This window comes from Pedococcus sp. P2_E2 (genome assembly GCF_056403955.1).
In genome coordinates this window covers 12067-29519 of record NZ_JBFUEM010000003.1, presented here as the reverse complement: position 1 = coordinate 29519, position 17453 = coordinate 12067, and the positions used below count along the sequence as shown (strand labels likewise).

Below are 17453 nucleotides of genomic sequence, written 5' to 3'. Positions count from 1 at the left end.
ACACCGGCGGAGCACGAGGGCGACACCGGCAAGGGGTCAGGGGAGGGTGGCGAGTGGCCAGCGCTGGCCGGTGCCGCTGTCGATCAGCGCTGCCGACTCCGCCCGCCCGACCAGGGGCAGCACGTCGAAGGCGCGGACAGCGGCGGTGGGCAGAAGCTCCTGGCTGGTCCCGGTGGTGAGGCTGCAGTGGGGAATCCATCGCCCCGGCCGGTAGTGCCAGTGCAGATCCGCCCCGGTGCCGTTGACGGCCGTGACCACGGCCTGGTGGCGGTCGAGCAGCGCCCGGGTGGCCGGCGTCAACAGTGCGCCTCGCCCACGGGTGAACAGCCCCACGGCGTCGAACCGCAGGTCGAGGGCCGGGCCACCGGCAAGACCTCCGACAACCCCGGCCACCGCCTCGACGTCGAAGGTGCGGAGCACGGCATACGAAAGGTGTGGCACGTGGCGCTGGTGGGTGTGGCTCAGCAACGTGCCGATCCCGGCGTCCTCCAGCGCCGTCCAGAGCTGTCGGATCGCCCGGTCGGTGTCCGGGTCGAAGAGGAGGCAGACGGCGAGCGCCACACTGGCATTCTGCTTGGTCAGGAGGCGCAGACCGGCTGGAACGAGCGTTCCGGCAGGTAGTTGTGCCACTCCTGCTCGGTCAGGGCGCGTCCTGCGAGCCGGCAGGCTGCCGCGACCCACGAGCGGGGGTCGAGGTCCCAGCTGAGGAGGGAGCCGTCGTCGCCCGCGAATTGGAGTCGTCTGTCGTCCGCGGAGAAGGCCGGGGCCCCTGGCGACGGCACGCTCGCCGTGCCGAGGAAGGTGCCCTTCCGTCCGTCCCAGTAGCTCAGGTGGCCGTCGTTGACACTGGCGACCAGCGCCCCGTCCTCGCTCCACGAAGTCAGGTAACCCACCAGCCCGGCCTGGGCCGCGCTCGGTCGGGAGATCCACGTCATCGTCGTGGCGTCGAGCAACCCGGTCCCGGTCGGGCCGGTGCCCACGATCAAGCGCTTTCCGTCGGGCGAGGGATACAGGTCCACCACCGGGAAGCCGAGGTCCGGCATCGGACGGACCGTCCCGGCGACATAGTCCACGATGGCGTCGTTGAGGTATGCCGTGTGGTGGTCCCCGCTCGGGACGAAGTTCTCGACGGCTTGCGGATCAGGCTCGCCTTTCGCCTTCTTGTACACCTGGATCGGTTTTCGGGTGGGGACGAGCGTGTGGGCGTCGAGCACGTGGAGCCGCCCCGCACTGCTGCCGACGAGCAGGTACTTCCCGTCGAGGCTGAAGAAGGCGACGGCGGCAGCTTCGTCGGACGGAGCGGGTGCAAGCCGTCGTTCGGCGAGCTGACGGCCTGTGGTGCTGTCCCAGGTCCGGACCGACGGGTCACCGGAGGTCATGTTGAGGATGGTGCTGTCGGGGTGCCAGGCGATGTCCATGTAGCCCCCCTGCGCCATGGCGGGGGCGACCTCCGGACCGAGCTTGCCGGTCGTGACGTCACGGACGCGGAACCGAGGTCCGTTTCGCACGTAGGCGACCTTGGACCGGTCAGGGGAGAACCGGCCCCAGTAGTCGGGCCAGTCCAGATGCTCACTGGGCCCCGCCCGGAGGAAGCGGCGGCTGCCGGCGAGGTCCCACGCCTGGATGAGTCCCCCGATGGTCTTGGTGTAGAGGGTCTTCCCGTCGCGGCTGAACGCAGGGTCGTCGGCGTCCCCGTCCTGGGCAAGCACCTCCACCGGATCGTCACCACTCAGGTCCCACACCGTCAGGCGGTCGCCGCTCGCCGCCAGGTGGGTGCCGTCCGGCGAGAAGGCCAGGGCCTGGGTCGCGCCCTGTCCGGAGAGGTGAGCTCGCGCCTTCAGGGTGGCGGTGTCCACCAGGACCACCTCGACACCGGCACCCACCGCCAGGGTCCGGCCGTCCGGGCTCTGCGCCAGCACGTCGTCCAGCTGACGGACCGCGAGGTCGGCCGGGGCCAGGGCCCGGCGCGTCGTCCCGCTGGGGAGGTCGGTGACGAGGAGGCGGCCCTTTCCACCGGGCACGAGGTCCAGGCCGTAGGCGCCCGAGAACAAGGTGCGCCCGTCCGGGCTGATGGTCGCCGCGCTGCCCACCCACCCGAGCTCGAGCCGTGCCACCGGCCGGCTGGGGGACTTGAGGTCCCAGACGAAGGTGAGGGTGCGTCCGTCCTCCGGCATGCGCACGAGGGACACCGCGAACCATCGACTGGTGGGGGAGTAGCCGAGGTACCAGCGGCGGGGGAAGCCCATGTCGAGGACCTGGTACCGGGCGGGGATGCCCCCCAGCTGGACCGCGGACCGGGCGCCGGTTCGGTCCAGCAGCAGGACGGGCGGCTCCTTCCCGTCCTCGACCAGGTCGCCCGAGATCGTCACCGCGTAGCCCTGACCATCCGGTCGGGCCACGACCGATCCGCCGACGAGCTTCTCCGGCAGCGAGACACGGCGCAGGGTCGGTCCGTCATAGAGCTCGAGTCCGGTGCCGTCAGCGGCCATGACCGCCACCTGGTCCGTTGCGGTGTTGACCGCCAGGTGGAAGATCCTGCCGGCGCTTCGAGCGCTTCCGGTGAGCGCCGGGGCGCGGTCGAGGGTGGCCAGCAGGTTCGTCCGCGTGTCCACGGAGTCGTCCAGCGAGACCCCCGCCGCGGCGAGGAGCAGCGACCGGTCGACCTCGTCGGACCGCAGTGCCTCCGCACCGAGACGACGGGCGTCCGCGGCACGCGCCTTCGCGGACGCCGCCGCGGCTTGGCGGTCGGCTTTGTCCCGGGCGGTGAACGCCACAGCCCCGGCGACGATCGCGACGGCCAGCAGGGCCGCGACAGCCGCCAGACCGAGGCGGAGCCGCTGGTTGAGCTGCCGCTCCCGCCGCACCTGCGCCTCGGTGGCCCGTTGCTCCTTCTCCGCCAGCGCAGCGGAGTCGTGCAGGAAGTCACGTTCGATGTCCGTCAGCGTGGCACTGGCCCGCTGGTGCCATTCAGCCGCGCGCGCCTGGCGGACGCCGCGGTACAGCTCGCTGTCGGGGCGACCGAGCTCGTCCCAGCTCTCGGCCGCGACCGTGAGGTGGCGTAGCGTGCGCAACCCGTCGACGTCCTCATCCAGCCACGACCGCAGGCGCGGCCACGCCGCCGCGAGAGACTCGTGCGCGATCTCCACGGTGTCACCGTCCGTGGCCAAGAGCCGAGCTCCGACCAGCTGCTCCACCAGCTTCTGGTGTTGCTCGTCCCCGGTGACCGACCGACGAGGAACCCGGGTGCGCACCGGGTCGCCGCCCTCGTCAGGTGTCACCAGCCTCAGCATCAGGTCCCGGAGCATCGCCTGGCGCTCCGGGTCCAGTGCGCGGAAGACCCCCTCTGCGGACTGCGCCACCGCCTCGCGAAGGCCACCCGTCGCGGCGTACCCCTCGACCGTCAGGGTGCCGCCCTCGCGGTGGCGCCACGTCTGGCGAAGCACGTGGGACAGGAGCGGGAGTGCGGCGGGCTGCCCCACGACCTCGCGCACGAGCAGGTCGACCAGCCCCGGTTCGAGCCGCAGTCCCGCCTGGGCGGCGGGGCCCTCGATGGCCCGTCGCAGGTCGGGCTCGGTCATCGGGCCCAGCAGGTAGAGGCCAGACTCGACGAGGCGTGCGAAGTCGCCGTGGGGAGACAGCTCACCCAGCCGGTCCGCGCGCAACGTGACCACCAGCGGGTGGCGCTGGGCGAACTCGACCAGGGCCGCGAAGAACTCGGATCGCTCCGGCGAGGCCTCGTCGACGGCGAGCACCTCCTCGCACTGGTCCACGACGAGCACCGTGCCCGGACGGGTGGGGACGCCGCTCAGGGCCTTCATCGGGTGGATGCCCGGTGTGAGCACGTGCACGACCCGGCCGTCGCGTTCCAGGGCGGCGGCCACGCCGGCCCGGGCGAGCGACGACTTGCCCGATCCAGACGGTCCCACCACGGCGAGAACGCCGGCCTGGTCGAGGCGGCGCAGACAGGCTGCCGTCACCTCCTCCCGCCCGAAGAAGGCCGCGGCGTCGCTGACGTCGTAGGCCACCAGCCCCAGGTAGGGGCACTCGGACGTCGCCTCGGGGATGGCTGCCGCGACGGCGAGGGAGGGGTCCTGGTTGAGGATGGCCCGCTCGAGCGCGACGAGGTCGTCACCGGGGTCCAGGCCGAGCTCGTCGACCAGCACCCGGCGGGCCTGCTGCAGGGTCTGCAGGGCGTCGCCCTGGCGGCCGCCCTGGTACTGCGCCAACGCGAGCAGCCCCCAGCGGCGCTCGCGCATCGGCTGCTCGTGGACGAGGCGCAGCGCCGGCGCGATGGCCTCGCGGTGGTGTCCGGCCAGCAGCTGCGCCTCGGTGAGCAGGTCCTCGGCGTCGTGCCGCAGCTCGACCAGCCGCTCGGCCTCCGCGCGCCCGGGCGCCCACTCGACCAGCTCGGCGAACGGCTCGCCTCGCCAGAGCTCGAGCGCCTCACGCAACAGGTATGCCGCGCGGTCCGGTTCGCCGCCAGCCGTCAGCTGACGCGCCCGCTCCAGGAGGTGTTCGAATCGCAGGTGGTCGAGGTGGTCACGGTGGACCTGGAGCCGGTAGCCCTGCGTCGAGGTCTCGATGGTGTCGGCGCCGAGCGCTTTGCGCAGCCGGACGACGCAGCCCTGTACGACCTTGGTCCACGAGGTCGGAGGGTCGTCGGCCCACAGTGCCTCGGCGAGGGTGTCAGCACTCACCGGTCGGCCGTGACGCACGGCCAGGGCCTGCAGCACGACGCGGTCTCGCAGCCCGAGAGCGGACTCCGCTCCGTCGAGCTCCAGTGGACCCAGGACGCCGATTCCCACTGTCTCAGCAGACCTTCACGCGTTCGCGGTCGGGCAGGTAGGTGCGCCATTCCTCGTCGGTCAGGTCGCGTCCCGCGATCCGGCAGGCGGCCTTGACCGCGGTCTCGGGCCGTGGGTCCCAGAGGGAGACCTTTCCGTCCGGCGAGGCGATGAGCACCTCCGAGGTGCCGTGGGCAAACCCTGCGTAGCTGGTGCCCTCGATACCGACCGAGCCCAACAGGCTCGCCGTCGCCACGTCCCAGAGGCCGGCGCGGTCCAGCCCGGTGGTCATGAACCGATCTCCCTCTGGTGAGAAATGGATCCCGCCCCAGATCAGGTTCGGCCCGGACTTCTTGACCCTGATGGACAGGTCGCTCGGGCCCAGGAGCACGATGGCACCGCCGCCCATGGACTGGAGGCTCCCGACGACGACGATGTCCGTCTGATCGGGCGTCCACGCCCAGAACTCGGGGAAGAAGTCGAGCTCCGCAGTCTTGGTCACCCGCCCCTGCATGAGGTCCAACAACCGCACCTCGTTGTCGACCCGCACCAGCGCCTGCGTGCCGTCACGGTTCGTGGCGAGGCCATAGGTGGGCAGGTCGGCCTTCACCTGAACGGGCTTGCCGAGGATCTGCAGCGTGGTGGCGTCGGCGGAGTACGCCCAGCCCTTGTGCGTTCCCACCACGAGTCGTGTGCCGTCTCCGCTGATCCTGACCGAGTCGGCGACTCCGAAGCGGTCGGGCACCCGGTGCCTCCCCGCAGCCTTCCCGGTGACCCCGTCCCACAGGTCGACCCACTTGTCGTTCCAGTCGCTGGCCAAGACCGCGCTGTCCGTCCGCCACGCGAGGTCGGAGAAGTACGCATTGCTCGGTCTCAACGCCGATGGCGGAGTCCAGGTCCCCGACAACACGTCGAGGAACTGCACGCCGAACGACTCCTCGCCGTCGGAGACGAGGTACCCAACCTTCTGCCCGTCGGGAGACACCGCCGGGTACTCGAGCCGTGCCGAGGCGGGATGCGGTTGGACGGACACAGAGCGCACGAAGCGGCGATCGCCCACGAGGTCGTAGGCCATCAGCAGCTCGCCCCGCGTGGTCCAGATGGTCCGTCCGTCCGGGCTGAACTCCGCAGAGCCCCCTACCCCATCCCACCGGACGTGCGTTCCTCCAGCAATGCCTACCGGTGACACCACGAGAGTCTCGCCGACCATGTAGCTGAGCAGGTCCCCCTTGGGCGAGTACACGACGCTGTCCACCTCGCCACCCTCGTCGATCGCGGACCGCACCTTCAGCGACTTGGGGTCGAGCAGGGCCAGCTGGTTGTCACGGGCCACGGCGAGAGTCGAGCCATCGGGGCTGAGGGCGAACGCGCCGTTGGCTGACATGGCGCCGAACTCCCGGCCGGTCTTCACGTCGAACGCATGGATGCTGTTGTCATAGGCGTTCGAGAACAGGCGCCTGCCGTCGTCGCTCACGGCGAGTCCGGCCTGGGTCAGCAGGTGGGCAGTGAAGGCCGCCACCGGGCGATCGAGGGCCCGGGTATCCCACACCCGGAACCAGGTGTCCTCGTCCGTCTCAACCGGGTGGATGAACCCTGCTGCCAGCCAGCGACCGTTGTGACTGAAGCCGAAGCTGCCGTGGACCACCCGTCCGATGGGCATGCCGCCCAGCTGGGTGTCGGACAGCGCGGCCGTCTCGGGGTCGAGCATCCGCAGGGGGACCGGGTCGACGCTACGCTCCCCTGTTTTCGTCCAGGGGTTGACCGAGGCCACCAGCTGGGAGCCGTCGGGGTTGAAGCGGACCGCCCGGGCGGGCAGGTCGTGGTTGCGAGCGACCTCGGCTCGAGTGACGGCGTCGAAGACGGTGACTCCGGTGGTGTTTCCGCCGACTGCCACGGTCCGCCCGTCCGGCCGCACCGATACCGCATTCGGCGAGAGCACCCCCGCCGTGCCGGTGAGGTCGGGCGAGCGGTCCAGCACGGCGCTGAGGTTGGTTCGCGTGTCGGGGGAGTCGTCGAGCCGGGTCGCGGCGACCGCCAGGAGCAGCGCCACGTCCATGTTGGGCGCACGGATCGCCTCGGCGCCGAGACGTCGTGCGTCGGCCACGGTCGACTGCTGGTCGGCCCGGTCTGCGGCGGTCTTGGCCAGTGCGCCGGCGACGATCGCCACCGCGAGCAGTGCCGCGACTGCTGCGAGGCCGGCACGGAGCCGCTGGTTGGAGCGGCGTTCCCGGCGGACCTGTTCCTCCGTGGCGCGCTGCTCGGTCTCGGCCAGCTCGGCCGAGGCGTCGAGGAAGGCCCGCTCCGGAGGCGTCAGCTCCGGGTCGTGGCCTCGTCGCCATTCCGCTGCGCGGGCCTGCCGGACCCCGCGGTAGAGCTCGCTGTCAGGTCGTGCCAACTGGTCCCAGCTCTCGGCGGCCACGGTGAGGTGGCGCATGATCCGCAGTCCGTCGACGTCGTCGTCCAGCCACGACCGCAGCCGCGGCCACGCGACGGCCAAGGACTCGTGGGCGATCTCGACGGTGTCGCCGTCGCTGCTGAGCAGTCGAGCGCCCACCAGGGCCTCCACCACCGCGGTGTGCTCCTCGTCCGAGGCCGCGATCCGTCGCGAAACCCGGGTGCGCACGGGTTCACCGGCATCGTCCGACGAGACCAGCCGCACCATCAGGTCGCGGAGCATGCCCTGCTGACTCACGGACAGCTCGCGGTAGAGCCGTTCGGCGGACTGGGCGACGGCTTCGCGCACACCTCCGGTCGCGGCATACCCCTGCACGGTCAGGGTGTCGCCCTCGCGGCGCCGCCACGTCTGGCGCAACACGTGAGACAGGAGGGGCAGTGCCCCCGGCGACCCCTCGACCTCGCGCACCAGCAGGTCCACCAGCCCCGGCTCCAGCCTCAGCCCCGCCTGCGCGGCAGGACCCTCGATCGCGCTGCGCAGCTCGACAGCTCCCATGCCGCCCAACAGGTAGAGCCCCTTCTCCGCCAGGTGCGCGAACTCGGGATGCACAGCGAGCTCCCCGAGCCGGTCCGCGCGCAGCGAGAGGACGAGCCGACCACGGGCAGCGAACTGGACCAGTCCCGCGAAGAACGCTTCGCGCTCCGGGGAGGCCTCCGGCAGGCTCAGGGCTTCCTCGCACTGGTCGACCACGAACACCGCGCCGGGCCGCGAGGGCGCCTGGGCCAGCACCTCCTCCGGGTGGGCTCCGGGCGTGACGATCTTCAGGTTGTGGCCGTCGCGCACCAGCGCCGCGGCCACCCCTGCCCGGATCAGCGAGGACTTGCCACATCCGGACGGCCCCACGACGGCCAGGACGCCGACCGCGTCGAGCCGTTGCAGACAGGCCACCACGTCCGCCTCGCGGCCGAAGTATGCCGGGGCGTCATCGACGTCGTAGGCGACCAGTCCGAGGTAGGGACAGACCGCCTCCGTCACGGGTGCGGCGCCCTGGGTGACCAGTGCGGGGTCCTGGCGCAGGATCGCCTTCTCGAGCTCGGCGAGCTGTGGTCCCGGGTCGAGTCCGAACTCGTTGACGAGGGTGGCGCGGGCGCGTTGGAGCGTCGCAAGGGCCTCCGCCTGGCGGCCGGCTTGGTACTGCGCGAGGGCGAGGAGGCCCCACCGCCGCTCACGGGTGGGTTGCTGGGTGACCATGCGGTGCAGCTCACCCAGGACGTCGCCGTGCCTCCCGGCAAGCAGCTGGGCTTCGGTGAGCAGGTCCTCGGCGTCGTGCCGCAGCTCGACGAGCCGCTCGGCTTCCGCCCGACCCGGCGCCCACTCGACCAGCTCGGCGAAGGGCTCGCCTCGCCAGAGCTCGAGCGCCTCACGCAATAGGTATGCCGCGCGGTCGGGTTCGCGGGCGCCCGTCAGCTGACGGCCGCGGTCCAGGAGGTGTTCGAAGCGGACGTGGTCGAGGTGGTCACGGTGGACCTGGAGCCGGTAGCCCTGGGTCGAGGTCTCGATGGTGTCAGCGCCCAGTGCCTTGCGCAGTCGGACGACGCATCCCTGGACGATCTTGGTCCAGGAGCTCGGAGGGCTCTCGCCCCACAGCGCCTCGGCGAGGGTGTCGGCGCTGACCGGCAGTCCGTGGCGCACAGCGAGTGCCTGCAGCACGACGCGGTCTCGCAGCCCGAGAGCGGACTCCGCTCCGTCGAGCTCCAGTGGGCCGAGGACGCCGATACCCATACCCCTGACGGTCGACCCATGCTGGTCCGCCGTCAACCGCCGCGTTACCGCCGTGATACCGCCAGGCTCGGGGCGCCGAAACCGCTGAGCCGGGCGGGAGTCGGGCGAACGTCGCTCATCGCCCCGGCCCTGCGTCAGAAGCGGGTCAACAGACCTTCACGCGTTCGCGGCCTGGGAGGTAGCTGCGCCGCTCCTGGTCTGTCAGGTCCCGCCCGGCAATGCGGCACGCCGCCTCTCGTGCTGCCTCGGGCCGCGGGTCCCAGATCGAGACCTCCCCGTCCACCGAGGCGATGAGTATCTCGGAGGTCCCGTGGGCGAACCCTGCGTGGTTTTCACCCTCGGTGGGCACGAAACCGAGGGAGTCACGCGTCCGCACGTCCCAGAGCCCCACCCGGCCTGACCCGGACGTCGTGAACCGCTCTCCATCGGGGGAGAACTGGATGGCCCCCCCGGCGGCAATATTGGGTCCCGTTGTCCTGGACCTCGTCGAGAGGCTCTTCGGATCCAGGAAGGCAACCGTGCCCTGGCCGTCCCGGGACGGGTCGCTGCCGACCACGACGACGGTCTTGCCGTCGGGGACCCATTCCCATTCATGGACGTCAAGGCCAGGATCGGCGATCTCGAGCACTCGCCCCTGCAGGAGGTCCAGCAGCCGGAGCTTGCGGTCGATCCACACGAGCGCCCGAGCGCCCTCGGCGTTCGCGGCGATGCCACGCACGGGAACGTCAGCCTTCACCTGCACAGGCTTGCCGACGATCTCCAGGGTGCTGGCGTCGACGGTGTAGACCCAGCCGTGGTGTGTTCCCACCACCAGTCGGGTGCCGTCGCCGCTGAACTTCACCGACTCGACGACTCCGTAGCGGTCGGGCACGCGGTGCTGGCCCGCAGCCCGCCCGGTGACTGCGTCCCACAGGTCGACCCACTGGTCGTTCTGGACGCTGGCGAGCACCCGGCTGTCCGGCCGCCAGGAGAGCTCGGCGGTGTAGGTGCTGCTCTCTCGGAAGGCGGACAGCGGGGTCCGGGTGCCGGACTTGACGTCGAGGAACTGGACGGCGAACGACTCCGGTTCACCGCCGATAAGGTTTGCCACGGTCCGCCCGTCGGGCGAGACCATGGTGCCGACTCTGTCCGAGTGCCGCTGCGGTTCGACGAGGACGGAGCGCACGAAGCGGCGGTCGCCCACGAGGTCCCACATCAGCAGCCGGTCATCGCCCCTGCTGTACAGCGTCCGCCCGTCGGGGCTGAAGCCGATCCCGCCCGGGCCTCTCTTCGGGCTGAGACGCACGCCGGGCGCGTCGGGGTTTGCGAGTGATCGCACGACCAGGGTGTCGTCGCCGACCTCGTAGCCGAGCTGGTCGCCCGTCGGTGAGAACGCGAGCTCGCCGATGCCGGCTTCCTCCTCGATCACCGACTTCAGCGTCAGCCGTGTCGGGTCGAGCAACGCGATCTGGCTTCCCCGGACCACCGCCAGGGTCGAACCGTCGGGGCTGAGGGCGACGTCCCCGTCGCCCGGCGCAGATCTGATCTCGCGACCCGCGGCCACGTCGAGGGCGAGGACCCGGTCGCCCGCCGAGGCGTAGACCCTCGTGCCGTCGTCGCTGACAGTGAGGCGGCCGACGATGAACGGGACGGTGAACGCCGCCGCCGCATGCGCGAGATTGTGGGTGTCCCACACCCTGAGCGACGTCTCTTCGTCCAGCTGGGTCGGGTGGATGAAGCCGGCCACGAGCCAGTGGCCGCTGTTGCTGAAGGCGAGCTGCTCATGCACCACTCGTCCCTTGGGCATGCCGCCCAGCTGCGTGGGGGCCAGGGCCGCGGTCCGGGGGTCGAGCATCCGGAGGGGTAGGGGGTCGACTCGGCGTTCACCACTCGGCATGCTCACGTTGACCGCAGCGGCGAGCTGGGTGCCGTTCGGGTTGAAACGCACGCCATAGAGGGGAATGTCGTGGTTGCGTGCCACTTCCTTGCGGGTCTCGGTGCTCACAAGGGTCACTCCGATGTCCCAGCCCGTGACGGCCACGGCTCGTCCGTCGGGTCGCACCGTCAGGGCAATCGGGTGGAGAACCTTGCTGACGCCGATCAGCTCGGGCGCGCGCTCGAGGACGGCGGCGAGGTTGCTCCGTGTGTCGGGGGAGTCATGGAGTCGGGCCCCGGCCACCGCGAGCAGCAGAGCGAGGTCTGGTGCGGAGTTTCGCAACGCCTCGGAGCCCAGGCGCCGCGCGTCTGCCACCCGCGACTGCTGCTCGGCTCGCACACTCTCTTGGTCGGCCTTGTCTGCGGCGGTCTTCGCCAGCGCGCCCGCGACGATCGCCACCGCGAGCAGCACGGCGACCGCTGCGAGGCCGGCGCGAAGCCGCTGGTTGGAGCGGCGTTCCCGGCGGACCTGTTCCTCCGTGGCGCGCTGTTCGGTCTCGGCCAGCTCGGCCGAGGCGTCGAGGAAGGCTCGCTCCGCGGGAGTCAGCTCCGGGTCGTGGCCTCGTCGCCACTCGGCGGCCCGGGCCTGCCGGACCCCGCGGTAGAGCTCGCTGTCGGGTCGCCCGAGCTCGTCCCAGCTCTCGGCGGCGACGGTGAGGTGGCGCATGATCCGCAGTCCGTCGACGTCGTCGTCCAGCCACGATCGCAGCCGCGGCCACGCGACGGCCAAGGACTCGTGGGCGATTTCCACGGTGTCGCCGTCGCTGCTCAGCAGCCGAGCTCCTACCAGCGCCTCGACCACCGCGGTGTGCTCGTCGTCCGAGGCCGCGATCCGTCGCGAAACCCGGGTGCGGACCGGTTCACCGGCGTCGTCCGACGAGACCAGCCGCACCATGAGGTCGCGGAGCATGCCCTGCTGGGTCGGGGTCAGGTCGCGGTAGAGCCGCTCGGCGGACTGGGCGACGGCTTCGCGCACACCTCCGGTCGCGGCATACCCCTGCACGGTCAGGGTGTCGCCCTCGCGGCGCCGCCACGTCTGGCGCAGCACGTGCGAGAGCAGCGGCAGGGCCCCGGGCGAACCCTCGGCCTCGCGCACCAGCAGGTCGACCAGCCCCGGCTCCAGCCTCAGCCCCGCCTGCGCCGCGGGGCCCTCGATGGCGCTCCGCAGCGCGGCCGGGCCCATGCCGCCGAGCAGGTAGAGCCCCTTCTCCGCGAGGTGGGCGAACTCGGGGTGGGCGGCGAGCTCGCCGAGACGGTCGGCGCGCAGGGAGATGACGAGTCGCCCCTGTCCGGAGAAGGCGACCAGCCCGGCGAAGAAGGCCTCCCGCTCGGCGGCCGTCTCGTCCAGGGCCAGGGCCTCCTCGCACTGGTCGACGACGAACACGGCGCCTGCCCCGGGCGGTGCCAGGGCCAGGACCTCCTCGGGGTGGGCTCCGGGCGTGACGATCGTGAGGGCGTGGCCGTCGCGTACCAGGGCCGAGGCCACGCCGGCCCGGATCAGGGACGACTTGCCACATCCGGATGGCCCCACCACGGCCAGGACGCCCACCTCGTCGAGCCGTTGCAGACAGGCCACCACATCCGCTTCGCGGCCGAAGTATGCCGGGGCGTCACCGACGTCGTAGGCGACCAGTCCGAGGTAGGGACAGACCGCGGCTGTCGCTGGTACGGCATCGGCTGCAACGAGCGCCGGGTCCTGACGCAGGATCGCCTTCTCGAGCTCGGCGAGCTGTGGTCCCGGGTCGAGGCCGAACTCGTTGACGAGGGTGGCGCGGGCGCGTTGCAGGGTGCCGAGGGCCTCCGCCTGTCGGCCCGCCTGGTACTGCGCGAGGGCGAGCAGCCCCCACCGACGTTCGCGGGTGGGCTGCTGGGCGACCATGCGGTGCAGCTCAGCGAGCACCTCCTGGTGGCGCCCGGCCCGGATCGCGGACTCGGCATAGAGGTCCTCCCCGTCGCGGCGGCGCTCGCCGAGCCGCTCCGACTCGATCCGGCCCGACTCCCACTCGGTGAGCCGTTCCAGTGGGTCTCCTCGCCACAGGCCGAGCGCCTGCCCGCTGGCGTACCGCGCACGCTCCGGCTCGCCGGTGGCGAGCAGCTGGCCGGCGCGCAGCAGCAGGTCCTCGAAGCAGAGGTGGTCGAAGTCGTCCCGGTGCAGGACCAGCCGGTAGCCCGCGCCGGACGTCGTGATCGCCGGGGACCCGAGCGCCTTGCGCAGGCGGGAGACGCACCCCTGGACCACCTTGGGCCACGAGGGCGGGAGGTGTTCGCCCCACAGGGCGTCCGCAAGGGCTTCGGCCCGCACGGTCTCACCGGGGCGGGCGGCCAGGGCCTCGAGGACCACCTGGTCCCGGGGGGCCAGCAGGATCCGTCCTTCGTCGACCTCGAGGGGGCCGAGCACCGCGATGCGCACACCTTGAATGTGACCCTCCACTGGTACCCCGTCAACGGTCCCGATACCCGGCTGATACCCGGTCGGCGCTGCCTCGGTACCGGTCGATGCGACAAAGGTCGTGGACAACCCGTCCGGCAACGAAGCACCAGCTCAAGCAAAGGATCAGGACCATGTCGCACACCACCAGCATTCGCCGGTCGGCCTCCATCCTCGGAGCCACCGGACTCATCGCCCTCTCGATGGCCGGTCCGGCCAGCGCCCGCGAGGTCCCCGGAAACGGCGATCCGACAGAGCAGTACTGCTCCACCTCCTGCTACGAGGGGGGTACCACCCTCGTGGACACCAGCTCCGGGCCGACCCGAGGCGACGGCGGCACCGTCGAGTACCTGCAGCTGGGCGCCGGCCTGCTTGCCGGTCTTGCCCTGGCCGGTGCCGGTGCCGCCGCGTTCTCGCGGCGCAGTCACGGTCACCTGGCACACCCCGCCTGAGTCGCCACCAGAGGTCCCTGTGGCCCGGCATCCTTGAGATGCCGGGCCACCTGCGTGTCGGCCCACCTGGTGGTGGACCAACTGCTTTCGAGAGGTCTGCTTTCCTACCACGTGCTGGGAGACATTTGCTTGGAGAACCAAGGATGCTTTAATATTCCAAGCATGACCCTTACCGAACGCGAACGGGACATCGTCGACCTGCTGCGGGCTGAGCCCCTCCTGGACGCGGCAGCCATCGCGGAGCGGACGGGTTCGACGAAGGCAGCCGTCTCCGTGCACCTGTCCAACCTCACCCGCAAGGGAGCCATCCTCGGGCGGGGTTACGTGGTTCGCCCGGAGGCACACTCCGTGGTGGTGGTGGGCGGCGCCAACATGGACATCAAGGCCCACTCCAGCCACGCCATCGAGCTGCGCACCTCCAACCCCGGAGCGGCCATCAGCACCCCCGGGGGCGTGGGGCGCAACATCGCGGAGAACCTCGCCCGGCTGGGCAGCCCGACGCACCTCGTGGCCCCGGTCGGCCACGACGCCTTCGGCGACGAGATCGTCGCGGCCACCCGTGCCGCWGGCGTGGTCGTCGACCACATGATCGCCTCGGACGACCCCACCGGCAGCTACCTCGCCGTGCTCGACGCCTCTGGCGAGCTGGTGGTCGCGGTGTCGAACATGAGGGCCACCGACCGGTTGACCGTCCGTCAGCTGATGCGCTCGCGCGACCTGCTCAGCCATGCCGACCTCCTGGTGCTGGACGGCAACATCCCGGAGGCGCCCGCCGCCTGGCTGCTCGACTTCGCTGCGGCGGTGAAGGTCCCGGTGGTGATGGACCCCGTCAGCGTGGCCAAGGCCCGGCCGCTGGCGCACCTGCTGTCGCCGCAGCGCCCCCTGCTGGCGCTGACGCCCAACCTCGACGAGCTGTCCGCCATCGTGGGGGAGGCCGTGCCGCAGACCCGCGCCGACATCACGCGTGCTGCACGACGGCTCCACGACGTCGGCGTCACCAACGTCTGGGTGCGCCGCGGCGTACGCGGCAGCCTGCTCAGCAGCCTGGGTGACACCGGACGCGCGACCGTCGTCACCCTTCCCGCGCCGCCCGTGAAGCCCGTGGATGTCACCGGCGCGGGCGACTCGATGACAGCGGCCTTCGTGCACGCCCTGATGCGGGGTGACGCGCCAGCCGACGCGGCCCGGTTCGGGCAGATGGCGGCCGCGCTCACCGTTGCCAGCCCCGAGACCGTCCGTCCCGACCTCACCGCCCGCCTCATCGACGCAGAGCTCAGAAAGGCGCTGCGCCGCAAGTCCAAGGAGAACCGATGAACGCCCCCCACCCCTCGCTCCAGCTCACCACCGAGGTGGCCGAGGCCCTCGCGAACGGCCGGCCGGTCGTCGCGCTCGAGAGCACGATCATCAGCCACGGCATGCCCTACCCCCGCAACGTGGAGATGGCCCTCGAGGTCGAGCAGATCATCCGCGACGGCGGAGCGGTGCCGGCGACGATCGCGGTCCTCGACGGCATACCGCGCATCGGCCTGACGCGCGACGAGCTCGAGACCCTCGCCACCCACCCCGATGTCGCCAAGGTGAGCATCCGCGACCTTCCCTATGTCGTGGCCCGCAAGGCCCACGGCGCCACCACGGTGGCCAGCACGATGCGGCTTGCCGCCCTCGCGGGCATCCGCGTCTTCGTGACAGGCGGCCTCGGGGGAGTGCACCGCGGAGCCGCGACGAGCTTCGACATCTCGGCCGACCTCACGGAGCTCGGCCAGACCGACGTCGCGGTGGTCAGCGCGGGCGTGAAGTCGATCCTCGACATCGGCCTGACCCTCGAGTCGCTCGAGACGCTGGGTGTGCCGGTCGTCGTCGTCGGCTCCGACGAGTTCCCCTCCTTCTACTCGCGCGAGAGCGGCCACGCTGCCCCGATGCGGGTCGACTCGGCGCAGGACCTCGCGGCGATGATGCAGGCCAAGTGGTCGCTCGGCCTCGCCGGAGGAATCGCCGTCACCAACCCGGTCCCCGCCGAGGACGAGATCCCGGCTGCCGAGATCGGTGTGCTCATCGACCAGGCGCTCGCGGAGTGCGACGAGCGCGGCATCCACGGCAAGGACATCACCCCGTTCCTCCTCGGCCGCATCGTCGAGCTGTCGGGTGGTGCCAGCCTGGAGACCAACATCGCGCTGGTGCGGAACAACGCCCGGCTGGGAGCCGCGCTCGCGGCGGCATACCAGCGCCTCGCCTGACCCACCCCCCTCACCCCACCACATCACCCGACATAGGTGGGACAAGCCGGAGGTATGCCGTGGGGCCGGCTCCACGGCGTGCGTCCACGGTGCGGGTCGGTCGTCGATGGGTGGGCCGGGGGCGGGTAGCCTCATCGGGTACTCATCCGGCACCACGATGGAGAAGTCTGTGGCCACGATTGACGCAGTAGGCGCCCGCGAGATCCTCGACTCCCGCGGCAACCCCACGGTCGAGGTCGAGGTGGCCCTCGACGACGGCACCCTCGCACGCGCGGCTGTTCCGTCGGGCGCCTCGACTGGCGCGTTCGAGGCCGTCGAGCGTCGTGACGGCGACAAGAACCGCTACCTGGGCAAGGGGGTCCAGAAGGCCGTCGATGCCGTGCTCGACGACATCAACCCCAAGCTCGTCGGCTACGAGGCCAGCGAGCAGCGGCTCATCGACGGCGTCATGCTCGGTCTCGACGGCACCGACAACAAGGGCAAGCTCGGCGCCAACGCCATCCTCGGGGTGTCGCTCGCCGTGGCCAAGGCCGCCGCCGAGTCCGCCGGGCTCCCGCTGTTCCGCTACCTCGGTGGCCCGAACGCGCACGTCCTGCCCGTCCCGATGATGAACATCCTCAACGGTGGCAGCCACGCCGACTCCAACGTCGACGTCCAGGAGTTCATGATCGCCCCGATCGGCGCCGAGTCGTTCCGTGAGGCGCTGCGCTGGGGTGCTGAGGTCTACCACTCGCTCAAGGGCGTGCTCAAGGAGCGCGGCCTGGCCACGGGCCTGGGCGACGAGGGTGGCTTCGCGCCCAACCTCGACTCCAACAGGGCCGCCCTCGACCTCATCCTCGAGGCGATCGAGAAGGCGGGCTACGAGGCGGGCACCCAGATCGCCCTCGCCCTCGACGTCGCGGCGAGCGAGTTCCACAACGAGGACGGCACCTACCAGTTCGAGGGTGCCGCGAAGTCTTCTGCCGAGATGGTCGACTACTACGCCGGCCTGGTCGACTCCTACCCCCTGGTGTCCATCGAGGACCCGCTCGACGAGGACGACTGGGACGGCTGGAAGGCCATGACCGACCGCCTCGGCGACCGCGTCCAGCTCGTCGGCGACGACCTGTTCGTGACCAACCCGGTGCGCCTGCAGCGTGGCATCGAGTCGGGCACGGCCAACGCCCTGCTGGTCAAGGTCAACCAGATCGGCTCGCTCACCGAGACCCTCGACGCCGTCGACCTGGCCCACCGCAACGGCTACCGCTGCATGATGAGCCACCGCTCGGGCGAGACCGAGGACGTCACCATCGCCGACCTCGCGGTTGCCACCAACTGTGGCCAGATCAAGACCGGCGCGCCGGCCCGGTCAGAGCGGGTCGCCAAGTACAACCAGCTGCTGCGCATCGAGGAGGAGCTCGACGACGCCGCGGTGTATGCCGGTGCCGGCGCCTTCCCGAGGTTCGTGGCCCAGGCCTGACGGCC

The 17453-nt window shown here is 71.2% G+C and carries 8 protein-coding genes; 4 read left to right on the top strand and 4 right to left on the bottom strand.

Going from position 1 to position 17453, the window contains the following annotated elements; genetic code table 11:
* Positions 1-36: 36 nt before the first annotated feature.
* From AC1DWR_RS08450 to AC1DWR_RS08435, 4 genes are all read right to left on the bottom strand, one after another.
* Positions 37-561 carry a 2'-5' RNA ligase family protein gene (locus AC1DWR_RS08450; RefSeq protein ID WP_477614701.1) on the bottom strand — a complete coding sequence of 175 codons (525 nt, stop codon included), beginning with the start codon at positions 559-561 and terminating at the stop codon, positions 37-39.
* A 17-nt stretch (positions 562-578) separates the two neighbouring features.
* Positions 579-4805 carry an nSTAND1 domain-containing NTPase gene (locus AC1DWR_RS08445; RefSeq protein WP_477614702.1) on the bottom strand — a complete coding sequence of 1409 codons (4227 nt, stop codon included), beginning with the start codon at positions 4803-4805 and terminating at the stop codon, positions 579-581.
* Between the two features lie 4 nt (positions 4806-4809).
* Positions 4810-8961 carry an nSTAND1 domain-containing NTPase gene (locus AC1DWR_RS08440; RefSeq protein WP_477624240.1) on the bottom strand — a complete coding sequence of 1384 codons (4152 nt, stop codon included), beginning with the start codon at positions 8959-8961 and terminating at the stop codon, positions 4810-4812.
* 145 nt (positions 8962-9106) lie between these two features.
* Positions 9107-13285, bottom strand: a complete 4179-nt coding sequence (locus AC1DWR_RS08435) for an nSTAND1 domain-containing NTPase (protein ID WP_477624239.1) — start codon at positions 13283-13285, stop codon at positions 9107-9109.
* A gap of 152 nt (positions 13286-13437) precedes the next feature.
* On the opposite strand from AC1DWR_RS08435, the gene AC1DWR_RS08430 reads away from it, so the two are divergent.
* From AC1DWR_RS08430 to eno, 4 genes are all read left to right on the top strand, one after another.
* Positions 13438-13755, top strand: a complete 318-nt coding sequence (locus AC1DWR_RS08430; protein ID WP_477614705.1) for a hypothetical protein — start codon at positions 13438-13440, stop codon at positions 13753-13755.
* Between the two features lie 162 nt (positions 13756-13917).
* A complete protein-coding gene (locus AC1DWR_RS08425; protein ID WP_477614706.1) occupies positions 13918-15069 on the top strand; it encodes a PfkB family carbohydrate kinase in 1152 nt (383 codons plus the stop codon).
* Positions 15066-15989 carry a pseudouridine-5'-phosphate glycosidase gene (locus tag AC1DWR_RS08420; protein WP_477614707.1) on the top strand — a complete coding sequence of 308 codons (924 nt, stop codon included), beginning with the start codon at positions 15066-15068 and terminating at the stop codon, positions 15987-15989. Before AC1DWR_RS08425 ends, AC1DWR_RS08420 begins: the two co-directional genes overlap by 4 nt.
* A gap of 169 nt (positions 15990-16158) precedes the next feature.
* On the top strand, positions 16159-17448 hold the full coding sequence (gene eno / locus AC1DWR_RS08415) for a phosphopyruvate hydratase (protein WP_477614708.1): 1290 nt from the start codon (positions 16159-16161) through the stop codon (positions 17446-17448).
* The last annotated feature ends 5 nt before the right edge of the window (positions 17449-17453 follow it).

Coding starts and splice junctions, on each gene's coding strand:
- AC1DWR_RS08430 (WP_477614705.1), top strand. CDS start 13,438: ATGTCGCACACCACCAGCATTCGCCGGTCGGCCTCCATCCTCGGAGCC.
- AC1DWR_RS08420 (WP_477614707.1), top strand. CDS start 15,066: ATGAACGCCCCCCACCCCTCGCTCCAGCTCACCACCGAGGTGGCCGAG.
- AC1DWR_RS08440 (WP_477624240.1), bottom strand. CDS start 8,961: ATGGGTATCGGCGTCCTCGGCCCACTGGAGCTCGACGGAGCGGAGTCC.